Source organism: Janthinobacterium pasteuri (genome assembly GCF_051380775.1).
In the GTDB taxonomy this organism is placed as follows: domain Bacteria; phylum Pseudomonadota; class Gammaproteobacteria; order Burkholderiales; family Burkholderiaceae_D; genus Janthinobacterium.
In genome coordinates this window covers 81,743-95,519 of the sequence record NZ_JBNYXS010000010.1, presented here as the reverse complement: position 1 = coordinate 95,519, position 13,777 = coordinate 81,743, and the positions used below count along the sequence as shown (strand labels likewise).

Below are 13,777 nucleotides of genomic sequence, written 5' to 3'. Positions count from 1 at the left end.
GGCATTACGCCACTTTGCCCCCACATATGATGCAGCCCCACCGACTATCCGTTTCACCTACCGAAGAGATCCCATACCGCATGAGCACATTTGAAAAAGTCAGCAGCAACTTCATTCCAGTCTTGCAGGCAACCATCGAGCAATATGTCGAGCCGGCAACGGGCATGCGCCATATCCACATGCATACCGAGCAGGCTGAAATGGTGTTCCTGGTGGCCTTTCCCACTGTGCCGGAAGTGAGCGACGGGCGCGCCCACATCCTCGAACACCTGGCGCTGTGCGGCTCGTCGCGCTACCCGGTGCGCGACCCCTTCTTCTCGATGCTGCGCCGCTCGACGGCCACCTTCATGAATGCGATGACCTATCCGGACCGCACCGTGTACCCGTTCGCCAGCACCGACCGCAAGGATTTCTTCAACCTGCTGGACGTCTACCTCGATGCCGCCTTCTTCCCGAACCTCGATTACCTGAATTTCCGCCAGGAAGGCTGGCGCCACGCATTCGAAGGCGACAAGCTGGTGTACCAGGGCATCGTCTTCAATGAAATGAAGGGCGCTTTCAACAGCCCCATGCGCGCACTCGACAGCGGCATCGCCAGCGCCTTGCTCAAGGGCACGACGTATGAAGTGGAATCGGGCGGCGATCCGCTGAATATTCCCGAGCTGACGCATGCCATGCTGAAAGAATTCCACGCCAGCCACTACCATCCTTCGCAAGCCGTGATCATGACTGCCGGCAATATCGAAGCGTCGGCCGTGCAGGAACAAGTCGCCGAACGCGTGCTGTCCAAGCTCAGTGGTTTCTCCGAACGCCGCTTGCCACAACTGGCACCCGCGTGGACCGCGCCACAGGAAAACATCGTCAAAATTCCTTCGCAGGAAGCGCGCGACGACGAATTCGGCCTGCAATTTGCCTGGCTGATGGGCGAGTCGAGCGACCCTATCGCCTACTACCACGCGCATCTGCTGTCGCACGGTTTGCTGGGTGAGTCGTCGGCGCCCGTCATGCGCGCCATGGAATCGGCCGGCTATGGCCGCCCATCGGACATGAATGGCCGCGACGCGGGCATCCGCCAGATGGTGTTCCACATCGGCATGGAAGGTTTGACCCAGGAACAGATCGCCGATGCGCACCAGCGCATCTGGACGGCCCTGGAAGAAACAGCGGAAGAGGGCATACCCGCCGCCGTGCTGCACGCGGCCTTGCGCGACATCAAATACAGCCAGCGCGAAATCAGCAGCGGCCGCATGCCTTACGGCCTGGGCCGCTTGCTGCACGCCTTGCCGCTGGCCATGTATGGCGGCGATGTGATGGACGCCTTCGACAATGCGGCCATCCTGGAAACCCTGGAACAGCAGATCGAAGACCCGGAATTCTTCAAGCAACTGGTGCGCGAACTGATCGCCAATCCGACCCGTCTGACCACGCACGTGGTACCCGACAGCGCCTACTTCACGGACCGCGCCGCGCAGGAAGACGCCAGGCTGGCGGCCCTGCAAGCGCGCCTGACGGACGCCGAACGCGAACACATCGTGGCTGAATCGGCCGCGCTGGAAGCACATCAGCAGCTGCCTTCGAATTCCGAAGTCTTGCCGCGCATCCGCCCTGGCGACGTCAGCGCCTCGCCGCGTCCGGCCCTGCCGATACCGCCCGCCGTCGATGGCGCCGTGGCGTTTTCCATCGCCTCGAACGGCATCAGCTATGCCAACGTGCTGTACGACGTGTCGAGCTTGCCGGAAGCGTCGTGGCCGTGGTTGCGTTTGTACACGGACCTGGCGCCGGAACTGGGCGTGGGCGACATGTCGTTCGACGACGCCAGCGCCTGGCGTCAGAGCATGGTGCCCTCGTTCCACATCGGCCTGGAAGCCATTCCCCGCCCGCAACAAGCGATGCGCGTGGAACTGTCGTTCTCGGCCAGCGGCTTGCGCGAAGAACACGCGGCGATTGCCGCCGTGCTGTCGGCCTGGATCGCCAAGCCACGCTTCGATGAAGAAGAGCGCCTGGCCTTCCTGATCGAAAGCCTGGTGCAAGACAAATTGAGCAGCCTGGCCGAATCGGGCAACCGCTACGCCATGCTGGCCTCGGCAGCGCCCCTGTCGCCCACGCGCCGTTTCGACGACATCGTCGGCGGCCCGGCCGCGCTGCCGTTCTACCGCCGTTTGCAGCAACTGAGCAAGACTTCGGCAGGCTTGCAGGAAATCGCGCGCGAGCTCGACACCCTGCACGCGCACATCATCGCCCAGGCGCCAACCGTGCTGTGCGCAGGCCTGGAGCACGATGGCATCACCCTGGCACGTTTGCTGGAATTGCCAGCGGCCAGCACGGATACCGCTGTGCCGACAGAGGCAGCAGCACCTACCGCATTGCCGCTGGCTAACACGGCCCTGCATGCGACGAGCCAGATCAACCATTGCTTCGTTTCCTGGGCCGTGCCCGGCGTGCACAATCCGGACGCTGCCGCTCTGGCCGTGGCCGCTGAACTGATGACCAACCAGGTGCTGCATACTGCCCTGCGCGAAAAAGGCGGCGCGTATGGCGGCAGCGCCAGCTATGCGGCTGGCGCCGGCACGTTTACCCTGAGCTCCTACCGCGATCCGCGCCTGGCCGGCACGTTTGCCGACTTCGGCGCGACCCTCGATCAAATCCTCGATGGCGATTTCTCGCAAGAACAGGTGGAAGAAGCCATCATCTGCGTCATCAAGGGTCTGGACAAGCCGCACTCGCCGTACGCGGAAGCGCTGACAGCGTGGAACATGCAGCAGCGTGGCACGACGGAAGCCGTGCGCCAGCAGTTCCGCACCGGCGTATTGACCTGCACCTTGAGCCAGATCAAGGACGTCACGCGCACCTGGCTGAAAAACGGCCAGCAGAGCCGCGCCGCGTTTGCAGGCAACACGACACAAGACCTGGCGGGCCTGGACGTGGTCGATTTATTGGCGCTGGCCAGCTAAGAGCGCCGTACCGGATTCAATACCGCAACTATTGCGGTATTGAATTAGCTTCCATAAACATCAACTCCCATTGATGCCCATCCAAGTCCTGGAAACTGTGGCCATACATGAAGCCGAAATCCATCGGCTCCTTGTAAATGCTGCCGCCCGCCAGGACGGCCTTGGCCACCAGATCATCGACTTCGCCCCGGCTCTCGGCCGACAAACACACGAGCACTTCCGTCGCTACCTTGGTATCGCACAGCTGCTTGGGCGTAAATTGCTTGAATTTGTCGTGCGTCAACAGCATGACGAAAATATCGTCGGCGACGATCATGCAAGTCGCCGTTTCATCCGTGAAATGGGCATTGAAACTGAAGCCCAGTGCCGTGAAAAAGGCCACGGAGCGCTCAAGCGACTGCACGGGCAGATTGACAAAGATTTTGCGCGCCATCATGTCTCCTTGATGTGAGATGAAAGATGCTGCCGGCCGATTCTACACCGGCTTTTCAGCCCTAAGCGCGCGCCACTGGCTGGCGGCCAGTGGAACAATACAGCGCCAGCGATTTCCCCATGGCGCCCGCGCAGTTGCTCATTGCGCGTAGCTAACGATTGTCATTTAATAATTATCATTTTTATAGCGGGTGACAGCACAAATGCGCTAAGCTGTACCTGCAGCGTGGCCGCTGCCTGACGTGGCTCGCCAGCATTGATCGATGTCATCCGCAGCACTCCGCTGCCTCCACAGGGAATTCATCATGAGTCAAACAATTGCAGGGAAAGTCGTCGTCATCACCGGTGCCAGCAGCGGCCTCGGCGAAGCCACCGCGCGCCACCTGGCCGCACTGGGCGCCAGTGTCGTGCTTGGTGCGCGGCGCATGGATTTGCTCAATACCATCGCCGAGGAAATCACGGCCGCCGGCGGCCAGGCCGCCATTGCCGATACCGACGTCACGGTGCCTGCCGACGTCAAGAATCTGATCGACACGGCACTGGCCGTATTCGGCAAGGTCGACGTGCTGATCAACAACGCAGGGCTGATGGCCATCGCGCCGATGAGCGCCTTGAAGGCCGATGAGTGGAACAAGATGATCGATATCAACATCAAAGGCGTGTTGAATGGCATCGCCGCCGTCCTGCCATATTTCCAGGCGCAAAATAGCGGCCACTTCATCAACATCTCGTCGGTGGCAGGACAAAAAGTCTTCAGTCCGGGCGGCACCGTCTACAGCGGCACCAAGTTTGCCGTCAGCGCCATTTCGGAAGGCTTGCGCCATGAACTGGCCGCCAGCGGCGGCACCATCCGCACCACCACCATCCTGCCGGGCGCCATCGACACGGAATTGACGGGCGGCAGCAGCCATGCGGAAAGCGCGGCCGGCTTGAAAGAGTTTTACAAGCAAGCCATCCCCGCCGACGCCGTGGCACGCGCCGTCGCGTATGCGATCGGGCAGCCGGACAACGTGAGCATCAATGAAATCGTGCTGCGTCCCACGGTGCAGCAGTTTTAAGCCGCATCTTGCTGCAGCGCCTCGATGATCAGGCTAGCGAGTCGCTCGACGGGCGGCCTGGACACGCTGGAGGCGCGCAGCAGTTCCAGCGACAACGGGGGCAGGGCGGGCAAGCCCGCCGCCACGTGATCGAGCGCGCACACGGAAGAAGGCAAACCCAGGCTGGTGCGTACCGTTACGCCCAGCCCGGCTGCGGCCGCTGCCCACAACCCTGCCAGGCTGGGACTGGTAAACGCCGTGCGCCAGGCGATGCCGGCCCCATCGAGCGCCTGCGTGGCGCAGCGCTGGAACAGGCAATCGCGGTCGAACGTAATGAGTGGTAACGGTTCGCCCGATTCGGGGCGCCAGGCCAGGCTGGACGAAGCGATCCAGCGCATGGCCGGTTCCGCAATATGCTGGCGCTGCTGCGGCGGATACTCGGCCACGTCGGCGATGCAGGCGCCACCCCACAGCAGCGCCAGGTCCAACTGGCCCTTGGCCAGCCCTTGCATCAAGGCCGTGTTGCGCGCCACATGCGCCTCGATGCGCACTTTCGGGTGCGCGCGGGCAAAACGCCCCAGCACATCGGGCAACAAGGCTTCGCCAAAATCTTCCTGCAAGCCCAGCCTGATCCAGCCTTCCAGTTCCGCGCCGCGCAGGGCGACGGCCGCCTCGTCATTGAGTTCCAGCAAGCGGCGCGCATAGCCGAGCAGGATTTCTCCGGCCGGCGTCAGCGCCAGTCCCCGGCCATCCTTGCGGAACAGGGGCATGCCCGCCTGCTCCTCGAGTTTTTTCAGCTGCGCGCTGACGGCCGAGGTGGAGCGGCCCACCTTGTCGGCCGCGCGGGCAAAGCTGCCCAGCTCAATGCCAGCCACATAGCTGCGCAAGAAGGCGATATCGAAATTCAGCAGGCTCATGGCATCAATGCAATCGTCCGGTTTTATGGGATGGTACATAAAAAATTATCTGATATTCAGAATGATCGTAGCGCGCAACACTGTGAGGGTCAACCACTTTCCTGTCCCTGCCATGACCACCAGCTGCCCTGCCGTTTCCCTTCCTGTCACACCGCCCGCGTTCGGCGATGCCCACCGCTGGAAAGTACTGGCCGTGGGCGTGGCGGCCAACGCCAGCTTTTCCGCCGCCGCCAACGGCATGCCCACGACGGCCATCTGGCTGCGCAGCGGCTATCACCTGAGCAATACAGAACTGGGGCTGGCGCTGGGCGCCATGGGCCTGGGGGTGGCCCTGACCGAATTGCCATGGGGCATGGCCACCGACCGCTGGGGCGACCGTCCCGTACTGCTGACAGGCTTGCTGGGCACCATGCTGGCCTTGCTGGGCCTGCTGCTGTGGATTACGCCACAAGATCGCACCGTGCCGCCCTTATGGGCGCTGGCGGCGGGGCTGGCGCTGGTCGGCGTGCTGGGCGGCAGCGTGAATGGCGCCAGCGGCCGCGCCGTGATGCGATGGTTCGGCCCGGGCGAACGGGGTTTCGCCATGAGCATCCGCCAGACGGCCGTGCCGCTGGGCGGCGGCCTCGGCGCCCTCATCCTGCCCAGCCTGGCATCGCGCTACGGCTTCATGCCCGTGTTTGGCGCCCTGGCCCTCGTATGCGGCCTGTCGGCGTTTTTTACGTGGCGATGGATGCATGAGCCCGATTTCTCTGCCGAGGCCGCCACGGGCCCGCAAAACGCGTCCATGGGCCAGATTGGGGTCAAGCCGCCACCGTCCTTGCAAGGTCCACTCAAAAACCGCAAAGTCTGGCGCATGGTGGCGGCCATCGGCTTGCTGTGCGTGCCCCAGTTTGCCGTGCTCAGCTACGCCACAGTCTTCCTGCACGACCATGGCCACCTGGGCCTGGCCGCCATCACGGCCGTCATGGTGGCCCTGCAGGCGGGCGCCATGGTGATGCGCATCTGGAGCGGACGCTACACGGACCGCCATGCCAACCGGCCCGCCTGGCTGCGCGGCTCGGCCCTGGTGGCGCTGGCCTCGTTCGTGTTGCTGGGATGCATCGCCTGGCTGGACGCACCGGGCTGGCTGCTGAAGGCCGCCGTGGTGGCCGCCGGCATCGCCGTGTCCGCCTGGCATGGCGTGGCCTACACGGAGCTGGCCACGGAAGCGGGCGGCGCCAACGCGGGCACGGCCCTGGGCATGGCGAATACGGCCGTCTACGTGGGGCTGTTCCTCACGCCGATGGCCATCCCGCACCTGCTGGCGGCCAGCAGCTGGCCCGTCGTGTGGTGGCTGGCAGGGCTGGTGGCAGTGTGCACCTGGCCCCTGTTTCCCAAGGCTTAAGGAAGCGGCGAAATACGATAGACGCAGCGCATGGCGTTAGCCAGCAAATGCTGCTCGCGCACGATGGTCGCGCCTGGCCCCACCACTTCCTGGAACAGCTGCAGTTCGGAGCGGCAAAAGCCCTGGCAGGTGCGGGCGGCGGCGCAGATGGGGCAGTGGTCTTCGATCAACAGCCAGTCGCTGCCGTCCGCTTCCACGCGCGCCATATAGCCCTCTTCATCGCGCACGGCCGCCAACTGCTGCAAGCGCGTGGGCAAATCCGGCGCCGAGCACGCCAAGGCATACGCACTGCGGCTTTCCTCTTCGCGCTGGGTGATGAGTTTATCCAGGCCCGCTTCGCCGAACAGCTGGCGCACCGAACCGATCAGCTTGATCGTCAGCTGCGCATGCGTATCGGGAAAGCGCGCATTGCCCGATTCCGTCAAGACCCAGTTCTGGCGCGGCCGCCCGGCCCCCGCCTGCGCTTCCTGGCGCCCCTCGATCAGGCCCGCCGCCACCAGCTTTTGCACTTGCTGGCGCGCCGCCTCGCCCGTCATGTCCAGGGTCTTGGCCAGGGTCGCCGTGGAGACGGGTCCCTTGGTCTTGATGAAATACAAAATGCGCTCCGTCGTTTGCGGCGCCTCGCTATTATCCAAACGTTTACTTGTGTAATTCATTTCACTCAACTATCATGGGGCGAGTTAACCAACTAATTGCTTGCATAATAGGCCGGTAGCTTCCCGCTGTCGAGGAGTTTCCACGTCCGCATGCAGGCAAGACACTTTTTGGACTGGAATCCCATGCAGCTGCAGCACTCCATCTGGCTGTTTCACGCCATTCTCGCCACCGGCCTGGCCATCTGGCTCAGCCTGGCCGCCATCAACAACCTGCATGCCTTCCACGGCGCCGTCTGGGCCATCGGCAACACCATGCGCATGGACCCGCTGCGCCAGGACCCGACCATCCAGACGCCGCTGCTACGCCGCGCGCTCACCTCACTGGCCTTGCACCGGCTATCGCTGGGCGTGGTACTGGCGCTGCAACTGCTGGCCGCCATCACTGCCTGGACGGGCGTGGCGCTGTTCTTTGGCGCGTCACTGGCCGATGCGCTGCCCTGGCTGAACCTGGCCTTGTGCGCCATGGCCGCGTTCCTGCTGCTGATGCACCTGGGCGGCCTGTGGTTCGGCTACTGGATCGCCCAGGAAGGCTTGCAGACGACGCACCTGGTGCTGCTGCTGTGGACCATCGGCCTGTTTTTTCTTTTCAACGCGCAGTGGACCTGATCAGCCTCCGCTGCGGCTCTTCTTCCCTTTGACAGCAGTAAAGGACTTCATCATGAATACGAAACTCGTCGGCGCCTCCGCGCTGGCCCTCGCGCTGGCCATCGCCGGTGCCGCGCTGACCCCGCGCGCAGACTCGCATGCGGCCGATGCCGCCGCCACCCCCGCAACCAAGGTGGCGCTGGTCCCCGTCGTGCTGGGCACGCAGGAGCGTTTTTTTGCGGGCGTGGGCGAACTGGAAGCGGCGCGCCAGGTGCAGGTGGCGGCCGAAACGGGCGGGCGCATCACGCAGATCCGCTTCGAGTCGGGGCAGAGCGTGGCGGCCGGCACCGTGCTGGTGCAGCTCAATGACGCCACAGAACAGGCGGCCCTGCTGCGCCAGCGCGCGCAGCTGAAAAACGCGGAAAGCAGCCATGCCCGCACCGCGCAGATGGTCAGGGAAAAGGCCGCCACGCAGGAGCAATTGGATAGCGCATTGGCCGCACGCGAAGCGGCCCTGGGCGACGTGCGCCAGACGGAAGCGCTGATCGCGCAAAAGACCATCCGCGCGCCATTCGCCGGGCAGCTGGGCATCCGCAAGGTGCACGCGGGCCAGTACCTGAATGCGGCCGATACGGTGGCCAGTTTGATCGATACGAAGTCGCTGCTGGTGAACTTCGCCCTCGATGAACAGAGCAGCGCCAAACTGGCGCCTGGCCAGGCCGTGCAAGTGCGGGTGGACGCCTACCCCGCCGACGTTTTTACAGCCAGGATCAACGCCATCGATCCGCTGATCGCCCGCTCACGCATGGTGCAGGTGCAGGCGACGCTGACCAATCCGCGTGGCGCGCTGAAAGCGGGCATGTACGCCAATGTGCGCGTGGCGCGCGAAGCTGGCCAGCAGTTGACGGTGCCGGAAACGGCTGTGACCTACAGCGCATATGGCGACACGGTCTTCGTCGCGCAGCAGGAAGGCAAGCAGCCGCTCACCGTCAAGCGCGTGGGCGTGACTCTGGGCGAGCGGGCAGAGGGCCGCGTGGAAATCGTCAAGGGCTTGCGCGAAGGACAGCGCGTGGTCGCTTCGGGCCAGCTGAAACTGGCCGACGGCATGGCCGTGCAAGCGGTGGCCAATACCCTGGACGAGGCCAAGCGCGCCGCGCCCAAGGCCGGTTCTTAAAGGAAGGCCGCCAACATGAAATTTACCGATTTATTTGTACGCCGCCCCGTGCTGGCGCTGGTCATCAGCACCCTGATTTTAATGCTGGGCGTGATCGCCATCAAGCAGCTGCCGATACGCCAGTATCCGATGCTCGAATCGTCCACCATCACGGTGCACACCACGTATCCGGGCGCCTCGGCGGAACTGATGCAGGGCTTTGTCACGCAGCCGATTGCGCAAGCCGTGTCGTCGGTGGAAGGCATCGATTACCTGACCTCGTCGTCCGTGCAAGGCAGCAGCACGGTGACCGTGCGCATGGAATTGAACCGCGATTCCACGCAGGCCTTGACGGAAGTCATGGCCAAGGTCAACCAGGTACGCTACAAGCTGCCCGAAGGCGCCTTCGATCCTGTCATCGAGCGCGCGGCCGGCGATTCCTCGGCCGTCGCCTATGTCGGTTTTGCCAGCGAGAGCGTCTCGGCGCCAGCGCTGACGGACTACCTGGCGCGTGTGGTGCAGCCGATGTTCGCCAGCATCGACGGCGTGGCGAAGGTCGACGTGTATGGCGGCCAGCAGCTGGCCATGCGTCTGTGGATAGACCCGGCCAAACTGGCGGCGCGCGGCCTGACGGCGGCCGACGTGGCCGATAGCGTGCGGCGTAACAACTACCAGGCGGCACCGGGCAAAGTGAAGGGCCAATTCGTCGTCTCGAACATCAGTGTCAACACGGATCTGACCAGCGTGGCCGAGTTCCGCGACATGGTCATTCGCAAGGGCGGCGATGATAGCGCCGCCCTCGTGCGTTTGAAAGACGTGGGCACGGTGGAACTGGGCGCGGCCGCGACGGAGACGAGCGGCATCATGGATGGCGTGCCAGCCGTGTACCTGGGCCTGTCGCCCACGCCGGGCGGCAACCCGCTGGTGATCGTCGATGGCATCAAGAAGCTGCTGCCGGAGATCCAGAAAACCCTGCCACCGGGCGTAAAAGTCGAACTGGCGTTCGAGACAGCGCGCTTCATCCAGTCCTCCATCGACGAAGTGGCGCACACCCTGCTCGAAGCGCTTCTCATTGTCGTCATCGTGATCTACCTGTGCATGGGTTCCTTTCGCTCGGTGCTGATTCCCGTCGTGACGATCCCCTTGTCGATGCTGGGCGCGGCGGCGTTGATGCTGGCCTTCGGCTTCAGCATCAATCTGCTCACTTTGCTGGCGATGGTACTGGCCGTGGGCCTGGTGGTCGACGATGCCATCGTGGTGGTGGAAAACGTGCACCGCCATATCGAGGAAGGCAAGACGCCCGTAGCCGCCGCGCTGGTGGGCGCGCGCGAAGTGGCTGGTCCCGTGATCGCCATGACGATCACCCTGGCCGCCGTGTATGCGCCCATCGGCATGATGGGGGGGCTCACCGGCGCGCTGTTCAAGGAATTCGCGCTGACCCTGGCCGGCGCCGTGGTGGTGTCGGGCGTGGTGGCGCTCACCTTGTCGCCCGTGATGAGTTCCTTGCTGCTGCAACCGAAACAGGCGGAGGGGCGCATGGCGCGCGCCGCCGAACACTTCTTCGAAGGCTTGACCACGCGCTATGCGCGCCTGCTGGACCGCTCCCTGCACCACCGCTGGTGGAGCGCCGGCTTCGCCGCGCTGGTGATGGTGAGCTTGCCCTTTTTGTACCTGCTGCCGCAGCGCGAACTGGCGCCGGCGGAAGACCAGGCAAGTGTCTTGACGGCGATCAAGGCGCCGCAGCACGCCAATCTCGATTACGTCGAACGCTTCTCGTACAAGCTCGATGACATCTACAAAAATATCCCCGAAACGGCGTCGCGCTGGATCATCAATGGCGGCGAAGGCCCGGCGTCCAGCATCGGCGGCATCAACCTGACGCCATGGGCCGAGCGCACGCGCAACGCGGCCGTCATCCAGGCCGAATTGCAGCACGCCGTGGGCGACGTCGAAGGCACCAGCATCTTCGCCTTCCAGCTGGCGCCCTTGCCGGGGTCGAGCGGCGGCTTGCCCGTGCAGCTGGTCTTGCGCAGCGCGCAGGATTACGCCACCCTGTTCCGCACCATGGAAGACGTCAAGCAGCGCGCACGCGACAGCGGCCTGTTTGCCGTCGTCGACAGCGACCTCGATTACAACAACCCCGTCGTGAAAGTGCGCGTGGACCGTTCAAAAGTCAATAGCCTGGGCATCCGCATGCAGGACATTGGCGAATCGCTGGCCGTGCTGGTGGGCGAGAATTACCTGAACCGCTTCGGCATGGATGGCCGCGCGTATGACGTCATCGCGCAAAGTCCGCGCGAACAGCGATTGACGGCGCAAGCCCTGACGCAGCAGTACGTGCGCGCCGACGATGGCAGCCTGCTGCCCCTCTCGGCCGTCGTCTCGGTGACGGAACAGATCGAGCCGAACATGCTGACCCAGTTCAACCAGCAAAATGCGGCCACCTTCCAGGGCGTGCCGGCACCCGGCGTGACCCTGGGCGACGCCGTGGCCTTCCTCGACGGCGTGGCCAAGACCCTGCCACCGGGCTTCAGCTACGACTGGCAATCGGATGCGCGCCAGTTCGCCACGGAAGGCAATGCGCTGCTGCTGGCCTTCCTCGCGGCCGTCATCGTGATTTACCTGGTGCTGGCAGCCCAGTACGAAAGCCTGACGGACCCACTGATCATCCTGATCACCGTGCCGCTGTCGATTTGCGGCGCGCTGATTCCGCTGGCGCTGGGCTACGCCACCGTCAACATCTACACGCAGATCGGCCTCGTGACCCTGATCGGCTTGATCAGCAAGCACGGTATTTTGATGGTGGAATTTGCCAACGAATTGCAGCTGCATGAACAGCTGGACCGCATCACGGCCATCCGCAAGGCGGCGCAAATCCGTTTGCGCCCCATCCTGATGACGACAGCCGCGATGGTGGTGGGCCTGGTGCCGCTGCTGTTCGCTTCCGGCGCGGGCGCCAACAGCCGTTTCGGCCTGGGCGTGGTGATCGTGTCGGGCATGTTGATCGGCACATTCTTTACCCTGTTCGTGCTGCCCACCGTGTACACCTTTTTGGCCCGCCGCCATACGGCCGACCATGCCACGCCGCGCGCCCGCGAGTTGTCGCAGGCACTGAAGGAATCCCTATGAAAAATTACCGCTATCTTGTTTCCCTTTTCCCCCTGCTGGTCGGCTGCGCCGTCGGTCCCGCCTACGTCACGCCGGTCACGCCCGACGTCCATCTGGCCAGCCCCCAGCAGACGCAGTTTGCGCCCGCTCAAACAGCGTCCAGCAGCGCCGCCTGGTGGACCTTTTTCGATGACGCGCGCCTGTCGCAGCTGATCGCCAGCGCGCTCGAACACAACCTTGATATCGCGCAGGCGCAGGCGCATCTGCTGGCCGCGCGCGCCCACTTCGATGAGCGCCGCCTCGACGAACTGCCCAACGTCACGGGCCAGGCGGGATGGCAGCGCAGGGTGCAGCAAAACACGGCCGATAGCCGCACCACCAGCGCCAGCACGCGCGTGGGCTTCGATGCGCAATGGGAGATCGACCTGTTCGGCCGCCTGGCGCACATGAGCCGCTCGGCGCAGGCGCGCGCCGAGGCGGCGCAGGCGGACTTGCGCCAGGCGCAGCTGACGATTGCCGCCGAAGTGGCGCGCAATTACTACGAGGCGCTGGGCTATCAGCAAAACCTGGCGCTGACGCTGGCGCAGGTGCACAGCTGGCGCGATACCGTGGCCTTGGTCGACGCGCGCATCCGCGCCGGCAGCGGCTTGCCGGAAGAGCGCCACAATGCGCTGGCCAACCTGGCGCGCAGCGAGGCGGCTATTCCTCCTTTGCAGGCGGGCTTGCGCCAGGCGCAGTACCGGCTCGATGTCTTGAGCGGACAAGCGCCGGGCGCCATCGCGCTGGCGACGACACCGCGCCAGCAGGCGCCGCTGGCGGGCCAGCTGCCGCTCGGCGACGTCAACCAGTTGATCAGGCGCCGTCCCGACGTGGTGCGCGCCGAGCGCCTGCTGGCCGCTTCCAGCGAAGACGTGGGGGCGGCCACGGCCGACCTGTATCCGCGCCTGAGCCTCGGTGGTTTTTTGGGCTTCTTCGCGCTGCGTGGCAGCGGCGTGTTCGACGGCGGCGCGCGCGCCTTCGAGGTGGCGCCGTCCGTCAGCTATCCGGCCTTCCGCCTGGGCAGCGTGAAGACACGTTTGCGCGGTACGCAAGCCGAGGCACAGGGCGCACTGGCGCGCTATGCGCAGGCCCTGTTAATCGCGCAGGAAGACGTGGAAAACGCCGTCACGCAGCTGGCGGAAAACCAGACGCGATTGGCTTCCCTGCTGCAGTCGGCGCGCCACGGCAGCGCGGCCCTCGGCATCGCCAGCACGCGCTATCAAGGCGGTGCCGGCAGCTATCAAGCCGTGCTGGAAAACCAGCGCGCGCTGTACGATATCCGGCGCGAAGCGCTGCTGGCAGAAACGGCATCCTACATCGATGCGATCGCCCTGTACAAGGCGCTGGGATGGGGGCAAACTATGTGATCTTTTTTGCTCGGAAACGCGCGCGATGTTCACACAGGGCAGCTGGCTGCAGATGGTGCGTATCGACGGAAAATTTATTGAGCACGGTATGAGGGCTGAAAAAAGGCGGTGGCCTGAACTGAACCCCAAAAGTTGAACACCAACTTTT

The 13,777-nt window shown here is 64.2% G+C and carries 10 protein-coding genes; 7 read left to right on the top strand and 3 right to left on the bottom strand.

What is annotated here, in order from left to right:
• The first annotated feature begins 80 nt into the window (after nucleotides 1–80).
• Nucleotides 81–2,951, top strand: coding sequence for an insulinase family protein (locus ACQ4WN_RS12555; protein WP_436551835.1), 2,871 nt, complete (start codon nucleotides 81–83; stop codon nucleotides 2,949–2,951).
• A 28-nt stretch (nucleotides 2,952–2,979) separates the two neighbouring features.
• On the opposite strand, the gene ACQ4WN_RS12550 is transcribed toward ACQ4WN_RS12555, so the two are convergent.
• Nucleotides 2,980–3,384, bottom strand: a complete 405-nt coding sequence (locus tag ACQ4WN_RS12550) for a VOC family protein (protein WP_436551902.1) — start codon at nucleotides 3,382–3,384, stop codon at nucleotides 2,980–2,982.
• A 304-nt stretch (nucleotides 3,385–3,688) separates the two neighbouring features.
• On the opposite strand from ACQ4WN_RS12550, the gene ACQ4WN_RS12545 reads away from it, so the two are divergent.
• The gene (locus ACQ4WN_RS12545) at nucleotides 3,689–4,441 is read left to right on the top strand and encodes an SDR family oxidoreductase (RefSeq protein ID WP_436551834.1); all 753 of its coding nucleotides are present in this window, start codon (nucleotides 3,689–3,691) and stop codon (nucleotides 4,439–4,441) included.
• Here the strand turns inward: ACQ4WN_RS12545 and ACQ4WN_RS12540 are convergent.
• Complete coding sequence (locus tag ACQ4WN_RS12540; RefSeq protein WP_436551833.1) at nucleotides 4,438–5,337, bottom strand: LysR substrate-binding domain-containing protein; 900 nt, start codon at nucleotides 5,335–5,337, stop codon at nucleotides 4,438–4,440. The genes ACQ4WN_RS12545 and ACQ4WN_RS12540 overlap by 4 nt on opposite strands.
• A 112-nt stretch (nucleotides 5,338–5,449) precedes the next feature.
• Here ACQ4WN_RS12540 and ACQ4WN_RS12535 point away from each other — a divergent pair, with 112 nt between their 5' ends.
• Entirely contained in the window at nucleotides 5,450–6,721 is a 1,272-nt protein-coding gene (locus tag ACQ4WN_RS12535; protein WP_436551832.1) for an MFS transporter, read from the top strand.
• Here the strand turns inward: ACQ4WN_RS12535 and ACQ4WN_RS12530 are convergent.
• Complete coding sequence (locus ACQ4WN_RS12530; protein WP_436551831.1) at nucleotides 6,718–7,377, bottom strand: helix-turn-helix transcriptional regulator; 660 nt, start codon at nucleotides 7,375–7,377, stop codon at nucleotides 6,718–6,720. The two genes, ACQ4WN_RS12535 and ACQ4WN_RS12530, sit on opposite strands and share 4 nt — an antisense overlap.
• A gap of 123 nt (nucleotides 7,378–7,500) precedes the next feature.
• On the opposite strand from ACQ4WN_RS12530, the gene ACQ4WN_RS12525 reads away from it, so the two are divergent.
• From ACQ4WN_RS12525 to ACQ4WN_RS12510, 4 genes are read left to right on the top strand one after another with little or no spacing between them, the layout of a single operon-like run.
• Entirely contained in the window at nucleotides 7,501–7,983 is a 483-nt protein-coding gene (locus tag ACQ4WN_RS12525) for a DUF2165 family protein (RefSeq protein WP_436551830.1), read from the top strand.
• A 52-nt stretch (nucleotides 7,984–8,035) separates the two neighbouring features.
• The gene (locus ACQ4WN_RS12520) at nucleotides 8,036–9,136 is read left to right on the top strand and encodes an efflux RND transporter periplasmic adaptor subunit (RefSeq protein WP_436551829.1); all 1,101 of its coding nucleotides are present in this window, start codon (nucleotides 8,036–8,038) and stop codon (nucleotides 9,134–9,136) included.
• A gap of 15 nt (nucleotides 9,137–9,151) precedes the next feature.
• Nucleotides 9,152–12,244 carry a MexW/MexI family multidrug efflux RND transporter permease subunit gene (locus ACQ4WN_RS12515; RefSeq protein ID WP_436551828.1) on the top strand — a complete coding sequence of 1,031 codons (3,093 nt, stop codon included), beginning with the start codon at nucleotides 9,152–9,154 and terminating at the stop codon, nucleotides 12,242–12,244.
• Nucleotides 12,241–13,629 (top strand): efflux transporter outer membrane subunit, encoded by a 1,389-nt coding sequence (locus ACQ4WN_RS12510; protein WP_436551827.1) that lies wholly within the window; start codon nucleotides 12,241–12,243, stop codon nucleotides 13,627–13,629. Before ACQ4WN_RS12515 ends, ACQ4WN_RS12510 begins: the two co-directional genes overlap by 4 nt.
• Nucleotides 13,630–13,777: the final 148 nt, after the last annotated feature.

What these genes read in the sequence shown, in the direction of transcription:
- ACQ4WN_RS12555 (WP_436551835.1), top strand. Translation starts at nt 81, where the DNA reads ATGAGCACATTTGAAAAAGTCAGCAGCAACTTCATTCCAGTCTTGCAG.
- ACQ4WN_RS12550 (WP_436551902.1), bottom strand. Translation starts at nt 3,384, where the DNA reads ATGGCGCGCAAAATCTTTGTCAATCTGCCCGTGCAGTCGCTTGAGCGC.
- ACQ4WN_RS12545 (WP_436551834.1), top strand. Translation starts at nt 3,689, where the DNA reads ATGAGTCAAACAATTGCAGGGAAAGTCGTCGTCATCACCGGTGCCAGC.
- ACQ4WN_RS12540 (WP_436551833.1), bottom strand. Translation starts at nt 5,337, where the DNA reads ATGAGCCTGCTGAATTTCGATATCGCCTTCTTGCGCAGCTATGTGGCT.
- ACQ4WN_RS12535 (WP_436551832.1), top strand. Translation starts at nt 5,450, where the DNA reads ATGACCACCAGCTGCCCTGCCGTTTCCCTTCCTGTCACACCGCCCGCG.
- ACQ4WN_RS12530 (WP_436551831.1), bottom strand. Translation starts at nt 7,377, where the DNA reads ATGAATTACACAAGTAAACGTTTGGATAATAGCGAGGCGCCGCAAACG.
- ACQ4WN_RS12525 (WP_436551830.1), top strand. Translation starts at nt 7,501, where the DNA reads ATGCAGCTGCAGCACTCCATCTGGCTGTTTCACGCCATTCTCGCCACC.
- ACQ4WN_RS12520 (WP_436551829.1), top strand. Translation starts at nt 8,036, where the DNA reads ATGAATACGAAACTCGTCGGCGCCTCCGCGCTGGCCCTCGCGCTGGCC.
- ACQ4WN_RS12515 (WP_436551828.1), top strand. Translation starts at nt 9,152, where the DNA reads ATGAAATTTACCGATTTATTTGTACGCCGCCCCGTGCTGGCGCTGGTC.
- ACQ4WN_RS12510 (WP_436551827.1), top strand. Translation starts at nt 12,241, where the DNA reads ATGAAAAATTACCGCTATCTTGTTTCCCTTTTCCCCCTGCTGGTCGGC.